A 4,701-nucleotide genomic window follows, 5' to 3' on the forward strand; every position below is an offset into this window, starting at 1 on the left:
CCTGTACGCGCGTCCGCTTGTCGCCAGGCAGGGAGGCAACAAAATACGCGCCGCTGTAGGCGGCGCGTTTTCTGTGCATCACTTCATTGCTTTGCGCGACGGGCCGGTTACTTGACCGACCAGTACACGTCGTAGGTACCGTCGGTGGTGAAGGCCTTGTCCACGCCGCCCTTCCACGATTCGTACGGACGGTCGATCACTTCGTAGCCGGCAGTGGTCGCCCAGGCGCGCAGCGCGTTGCGAGCGACATCCAGCCCCGCCATGTGGCCGGTGTAGGACGCGAACGCCGAACGGTGCGCATCGGCGTGCACGTAGGTGACCGGGTTGCCGGACGGGATCTTGACCTCGAGCTTGGCGTCGGCGGCGGCAGCGGCCTTGCGGACCGGCTGCGCCACGTCGAACGCGTACTTCTCGGCGCCGAAGTCGGTGGTCACGATGCGCACCGGACCGGCGGCCTCAAGGCCGTTGGCTTCCATCGCGCGCTTGATCCACTCCTGGTTGTCCTGGATCGACTTGCGGATGCTCTCGTTGCTGCGGTCGATGTTGCCGGCGTTGACCACCAGCAGGTCCTCGGCCGGCACGTCCACGACCTTCAGGTCGGTCAGCGGGGCTTCGGCGGCACGGTAGTCGACGTTCGGCACCGAGGCGAGCATGTTGGCCAGACGCGACAGGCCCAGCTTCAGGTCGTCGCCGATGTGGCGGCTGACGTACAGGCCGGCATAGCGGCCGAACAGGTCGAAGCCGTAATCGACGGTGTAGTCCTGGGTGATCTTGACGTTGCGGTCGTTCTTGCCCGTCGGCTCCAGGGTGAAGGTGGTGACCTTGTCCTTGCCCTTGGTCTGGTCCTCGATGGCGATCACGACACGCTTGTTCTGCTCGCTGTCGGTGATCTTCCAGCTGCCCGAGCCCAGCTCCTTGGAGCTGAAGTCCATGCGGGCACCCACACCGGCGTCCGGACCGTCGTACTTCAGCTCGATGCCCTTGTCACGCAGCACCAGCGGGTTCCAGTCCTTGAAGCGGCGCAGGCTGTTGACCGTGTCGTACACGATCGTCATCTTGCGGTTGGTTTCGATGCTTTCGGAAATATGGCGCTCGCCCGGCAGGCACACGCCAATGATGACGAACAGGCCAGCCACGATCCCCAAGGCGATCAGGAACTCGATAATACGGGTCATTCAGGAGTCTCCGGGGCCGATCCCACGGCCGGGTTGATTGAAGCGAAGCCCCCATCCTATCAGGCTTTGCGCAGGTTGTTGACGGATTTGGCGCACCGGTTTCCATGTCCGGTGCAGGCATGCGGGCCGAAGGTCGTAAAGGGCACCCCCTCGACCTCCGCGGCCATCCACGATGTCACGCGATGGCCAGGATGGCGAGGGGTCCGGCGCGAAGCATTTTCCCCCCACTGGCGGTCTCCGCACCAGTCATTCCATGAGATTCATTCGAAAGCAGGTTCCGCCATGTCGGCATGCCCGGCCCGCGCCCGCCACCGGACACGACCGTATGGCGCATGACATGGATTGCCCCGCCACTCACACCCGCCGCGGCTCGAACGCCCTGAGCACCGCCCGGGCAGAGGCGCGCACGCCCAGCTTGCCCAGGGTGAGGCGGCAGCGCTCGCGGGGCACCGCCTCGTGCTGCCGGCGAACGCCCGCCGCGCTGCGGCGGGCCGGGCATCCTGCCTTCATACCAGCTGCAGTTCGAACGCCTTGAGCACCGCCCGGGTGCGGTCGCGCACGCCCAGCTTGCTGAGGATGTTGGAGACGTGGTTCTTGATGGTGCCCTCGGCCACGCCCAGCGAATTGGCGATCTCCTTGTTGGAGAAGCCGCTGGCCATCAGCCGCAGGATCTCGGTCTCGCGGTCGGTCAACGGGTCCGGCCGGTCGAGGCTGACGAACTCGTTGCGCATGTGCTCCAGCCCCGACAGCAGGCGCTGGGTCACCGCCGGCTGCACCAGCGAGCCGCCATCGGCCACGGTGCGGATCGCCCCGACCAGCTGCTCCAGGGTCACATCCTTGAGCAGGTAGCCCTTGGCGCCGGCCTTGAGCCCGGCCAGCACCAGCTGGTCGTCGTCGAAGGTGGTCAGGATGATCGCCGGCGGCAGCTGCCCCAGCCGCGACAGGGTCTGCAGCGCCTCCAGGCCGGACATCACCGGCATGCGCATGTCCATCAGCACCACGTCCGGCGCCACCTGCGGGATCATCTCCACGGCCTGGCGGCCGTCGGTAGCCTCGGCCACCACTTCGATGCCGTCGTCCAGCGCCAGCAGCGAACGGATGCCCTGCCGTACCAGGGTTTGGTCATCGACCAGACAGACGCGGATCATCAGTTCACTCCTTGCGGCCCGGAGGCCAGCATCATATTGGTTGCCACCGGCAGGCAGGCGCGAAGGCGGAAGCCTTCGCCGCGCCGTGCCGACACGTCAAGTTCGCCGCCATACTGCGCCAGGCGCTCGCGCATGCCACGCAGCCCGTTACCGGGCAGGATGTCCTCCACCTCGCCGCCGACGCCGTCGTCGCGGGCGTCGATCACGATCCGCCCGCGCTCGCGCTCGACCCGGATCCACAGGTTGCGGGCGCCGGCATGGCGCACCGCGTTGGTGATGACCTCCTGGGTACAGCGCAGCAGCACATGGGCGCGTTCGGGGTCTTCCACGCTCAGCGGGTCGTCCATGTCCAGGTGGATTTCGAGCGAGGGCACCCGCTCGGCTAGCGGCCGCAGCGCCGCGGCCAGGTCGATCGCCCCGCTCTCGCGCAGCTGGCTGACCGCCTCGCGCACGTCGGTGAGCAGCAGCTTGGCCAGCGTGTGCGCCTGGCGCACGTGTTCCTGGGCCTGGCCCTCGGTGATATGGCCGGCCACTTCCAGGTTCAGGCTCAGCGCGGTCAGGTGGTGGCCGAGCAGGTCGTGCAGTTCGCGCGAGATACGGGTGCGCTCGTTGACCCGGGCGCTCTCGGCCAGCAGCAGGCGGGTGGCACGCAGCTCCGCATTGAGCCGACGCTGCTCCTCGCGGGCCTGGGTCTGCTGCCGCGCCACCAGGCTGGTCACGAAGATGAACATCGAGAAGCCGGCATACAACAGCGACTGCAGCAGCGCTTCGAACAGCGGCAGCCCCATGATCAGGTTGTAGACCGGCAGCACCGCCAACTGGCTGAGCACCAGCCAGACGATGCCGACCCGCCGGCTCAGCAGCCACGGGATCACCCCGGCCGCGACCATCAGCAGGATGCTGCCCAGCCCGGTGACGCTCAGATAGCTGACCGCCAGCCCCGACAGGGTCAGCACCAGCAGTGCCAGCCGGTCATACCAGCTGGTATGGCCACCGGCGCTCAGGCCGCGGGTCAGCCAGAAGTAGCAGACGCCGAAGGACAGATAGGCGGCCAGCAGCCAGGTCGCCTCGCCCAGGCTCGGCGGCAGCTCGCCTTCGGCCGGCGCGTACTGGGTGTAGAGCAGCGGCAGGCTGACCAGGCCCCAGGTGAACAGGCCGGCCAGGCGCAGGACGCGGGTATGGCTGAGATATCCCAACATGCGTGCATGGTAAGGAGCCCGGGGCCTTTGCGCCCTCCCACGGAAGTCATGCCCGTCCGGTGCTCGCCCGGTCCAGCCGGCCATGCGATAATCGCCGGCCAGCCCCCACTTCTCGCTCGGGGCCGACCGTTTCACCCACGGAGTCACAATGTCGATCGTCATCCGCGACGTGCGCGAGCACGAGCTCGATTCCGTCCTGGCACTGAACAACAACGCCGGCCTGGCCATCCTGCCACTGGATGCGGCCAAGATCCGCCGCTTCTACGAAACCGCCGAGTATTTCCGCGTCGCCGAGCGCGACGGCAACATGGCCGGGTTCCTGGTCGGCTACGGCAGCGACAGCGAGCACGACAGCTGCAACTTCGCCTGGTTCCAGCAGCGCTACCCCAGCTTCTTCTATATCGACCGCATCGTGGTCGCCAGCCGCCGCCGCGGCGGTGGCGTCGGCCGCGCGTTTTATGCCGACGCCCAGAGCTATGCCGAGCTGCGCTACCCGCAGATGGCCTGCGAGGTGTTCCTGGACCACGGCGCCGATGCCGCCCTGCTGTTCCATGGCAGCTTCGGCTTCCGCGAGGTCGGGCAGAACACCATGCCCGAAGTGGACGTGCGCACCAGCATGCTGCTCAAGGACCTGTGCAGCTACGAATGGGTGAAGGAAACCTATGGCGACAACCTGCCCGACGTCCCGTGGGTGGGCAACACACGCCGGCCCCTGCAGCAGCGGCCGACGGGAACCTGAGATGGCAGTGAATCCGGATTACGAACAGGCAGGCGAACTGAAGATCGGGCAGGTGGGCATCGCCAACCTGCGCATCCGCACCCTCGATGTGGAACGGCTGGTACAGGAAATGCGCGAGCGCGTGGCGCGCGCGCCCAAGCTGTTCGGGCGCGCCGCGGTCATCCTCGACTTCGGCGGCCTGAGCCGCGTTCCCGACCATGCCACCGCCCAGGCCTTGCTGGACGGGCTGCGCGATGCCGGCGTACTGCCGGTGGCGCTGGCCTACGGCACCACCGAAGTCGAACAGCTTTCCATCCAGCTCGGGCTGCCGCTGCTGGCCAAGTTCCGCGCCCAGTACGAGCGTGCCGAGGCCGCACCCGCCGCCGCGCCGCCCCCGCCCCCCGCACCGGCACGCCGCGCGCCCGAACCGGCGCCGGCACCCGCCGCTCCCGCCTCGCAGC

Annotated in this window: 4 protein-coding genes and 1 pseudogene; 2 read left to right on the forward strand and 3 right to left on the reverse strand. The window is 67.8% G+C overall.

Features of this window, described 5'->3' with window-relative positions:
• Positions 1 to 107 precede the first annotated feature (107 nt).
• The 3 genes from QMX80_RS18355 to QMX80_RS18365 all read right to left on the reverse strand — a co-directional run bounded on the left by QMX80_RS18355 (position 108) and on the right by QMX80_RS18365 (position 3,522).
• The gene (locus QMX80_RS18355) at positions 108 to 1,175 is read right to left on the reverse strand and encodes an SRPBCC family protein (protein WP_055764348.1); all 1,068 of its coding nucleotides are present in this window, start codon (positions 1,173 to 1,175) and stop codon (positions 108 to 110) included.
• A 506-nt stretch (positions 1,176 to 1,681) separates the two neighbouring features.
• Positions 1,682 to 2,323, reverse strand: coding sequence for a response regulator transcription factor (locus QMX80_RS18360; RefSeq protein WP_055764345.1), 642 nt, complete (start codon positions 2,321 to 2,323; stop codon positions 1,682 to 1,684).
• Entirely contained in the window at positions 2,323 to 3,522 is a 1,200-nt protein-coding gene (locus QMX80_RS18365; protein ID WP_055764343.1) for a sensor histidine kinase, read from the reverse strand. The genes QMX80_RS18360 and QMX80_RS18365 overlap by 1 nt, the downstream gene beginning before the upstream one ends.
• 148 nt (positions 3,523 to 3,670) lie before the next feature.
• Here QMX80_RS18365 and QMX80_RS18370 point away from each other — a divergent pair, with 148 nt between their 5' ends.
• Positions 3,671 to 4,261, forward strand: coding sequence for a GNAT family N-acetyltransferase (locus QMX80_RS18370; protein WP_055764340.1), 591 nt, complete (start codon positions 3,671 to 3,673; stop codon positions 4,259 to 4,261).
• Position 4,262: 1 nt separating this feature from the next.
• Positions 4,263 to 4,701, forward strand: a pseudogene (gene minC, locus QMX80_RS18375) (septum site-determining protein MinC); the annotation flags it as partial.

Origin of the sequence: Stenotrophomonas sp. PS02297, from assembly GCF_029959705.1 — a bacterium.
In the GTDB taxonomy this organism is placed as follows: domain Bacteria; phylum Pseudomonadota; class Gammaproteobacteria; order Xanthomonadales; family Xanthomonadaceae; genus Stenotrophomonas; species Stenotrophomonas nitritireducens.